This window comes from Mesorhizobium sp. M7A.F.Ca.CA.002.05.1.1 (assembly GCF_003998335.1).
GTDB lineage: Bacteria > Pseudomonadota > Alphaproteobacteria > Rhizobiales > Rhizobiaceae > Mesorhizobium.
Window position 1 is genome coordinate 1 of sequence record NZ_RZQI01001163.1, and the last position, 1539, is coordinate 1539.

Annotated in this window: 1 protein-coding gene, 1 pseudogene and 1 riboswitch; of the genes and pseudogenes, one reads left to right on the forward strand and one right to left on the reverse strand. The window is 62.8% G+C overall.

Translation table 11 applies throughout. The features are described from left to right. Positions 1-384, reverse strand: a 384-nt coding sequence (locus EN939_RS33675; RefSeq protein WP_206528421.1) for a 2'-deoxycytidine 5'-triphosphate deaminase domain-containing protein, incomplete at its 3' end; no start/stop codon positions are given. A gap of 138 nt (positions 385-522) precedes the next feature. Continuing rightward, positions 523-600, forward strand: a riboswitch (SAM riboswitch). Positions 601-657: 57 nt separating this feature from the next. On the opposite strand from EN939_RS33675, the pseudogene EN939_RS33680 reads away from it, so the two are divergent. Next, positions 658-1503 (forward strand): annotated as a pseudogene (locus EN939_RS33680) (aminotransferase class I/II-fold pyridoxal phosphate-dependent enzyme); the annotation flags it as partial. Positions 1504-1539: the final 36 nt, after the last annotated feature.

Here is a 1539-nt window from a genome sequence, read left to right on the forward strand (position 1 = left end):
GTCGAACTCGTGGCCGCGATCGGTCATGACCCGGGTGAAGATGTCGAGCCGCCCGGTCGAGCTCTTCGGATTGGCCGAGGCCGAAATATCAGCCGGCAATGCCAGGCTTTCAAGCAAGGGCACGATATAGACGCAGCCGGTCTCCAGCACCGCGCCCTCGGCAAGACTGATCTCGTGCAGCTGCAGCCGGTCGAGCTTTTCCGAGACCTTGTGGTTGGGGCCGGGCAGGAAGGAGGCCCGCACCCGCCAGGCCTTGTCGCCGAGCCTGAGGTCGAGACTGGCCGGCTGGATCTGGTCGGCGTCGAGCGCACGCGCCGACTTCAGCGCGCCGGACTGGAACAGCGCCGATATGTCCTGATCGGGAAGAATGCCTGTCTGCCGCAAGGCTCCGCTCCTAGGTCAGACGTTTTTCTTGTCGCAGGTTCTGGTCGCAAAACCGTGGAACACTTTTGCGGAACCTGCTTGGTACAAACCTCTTAATGAAGCCGGCAATTGACGCAAGCGTGGCGCGGGTCTAAAGGGTCGTTATCCCGTGGTGATTTGGCCGGTCGGCTTGCAGCCACGTTAAACAAGTCGCTAAAGGACCGTCGGGCCGCAAGGCCGTATGGACCGGTTGCGACTTTCGCGGCCGGTTTTTTTGTGTCTGGAAGAAAAGCGATGAGCACCAAGAAGCACAACTGGAAGCCTCAGACGGCACTCGTGCACAGCGGAACGCTGCGTTCCGGTTTCGGCGAAACGTCGGAAGCGATCTACCTCACCCAGGGCTATGTCTACGAAACGGCGCAGGCCGCCGAAGCCCGTTTCAAGGGTGAGGAACCGGGCTTCATCTATTCGCGCTACGCCAATCCGACCGTCGACATGTTCGAAAAACGCATGTGCGCCCTGGAAGGCGCCGAAGACGCGCGCGCCACCGCGTCGGGCATGGCGGCGGTGACGGCCGCCCTTCTGTGCAGCGCCAAGGCCGGCGACCATATCGTGGCGGCACGTGCGCTGTTCGGCTCCTGCCGCTGGGTGGTCGAGACGCTGGCGCCGAGATACGGCATCGAGGCGACGCTGGTCGACGGCACCGACATCGCCAACTGGGAAAAGGCGGTCAAGCCGAACACCAAGCTGTTCTTCCTGGAAAGCCCGACCAATCCGACGCTGGAAGTGGTCGATATCGCCGCTGTCGCTTCGCTTGCCAATTCGATCGGCGCAAGGCTGATCGTCGACAATGTCTTCGCCACGCCCCTGCAGCAGAAGCCCTTGCAGCTCGGCGCCCATATCGTCGTCTATTCGGCGACCAAGCACATAGACGGCCAGGGGCGCTGTCTCGGCGGCGTCATCCTGTCGGACAAGAAGTGGATCGACGAGAACCTGCACGACTATTTCCGCCATACTGGCCCAAGCCTGTCACCCTTCAACGCCTGGACGCTGCTGAAAGGCCTGGAAACGCTGCCGCTGCGCGTGCGCCAGCAGACGGAAAGTGCCGGCCGGATCGCGGATTTCCTGGCCGAGCGGCCGGGATAGATGACGCGGGCGATTTCCGGCCGCTCGGCC